Origin of the sequence: Xenorhabdus szentirmaii DSM 16338, assembly GCF_002632585.1 — a bacterium.
GTDB lineage: Bacteria > Pseudomonadota > Gammaproteobacteria > Enterobacterales > Enterobacteriaceae > Xenorhabdus > Xenorhabdus szentirmaii.
Map to the genome: position 1 here is coordinate 1 of NZ_NIBV01000066.1, position 292 is coordinate 292.

The following is a 292-nucleotide window of genomic DNA, read 5'->3' on the forward strand; positions in this document are numbered from 1 at the left end:
GGCCGCAAAATCACGGATCGCCTGCGGGCGGGCACCCCGTTGCATCTGTACCTGCCGGGGGCGCATGGCGGGGTCTGGAATGAAGCCGGGCTGGCCGGTTCGGCTTCGGTGATTTTGTGCGAATCGCTGATCGATGCGATGTCATTCTGGTGTGCGGGGTATCGCCATGTGACCTGTTCCTATGGGGTACACGGGTTTACCGATGCCCACCGCGCCGCCTTCCGGCAGCATGACATCCGGCAGGTGCATATTGCCTATGACAATGATAAAGCGGGCAATGACGCGGCGGCGG

The 292-nt window shown here is 62.3% G+C and carries 1 protein-coding gene; it reads left to right on the top strand.

The features are described from left to right. Positions 1-292 (top strand): toprim domain-containing protein (locus Xsze_RS21670; protein WP_143707630.1); only part of this gene is annotated, 292 nt, incomplete at both ends.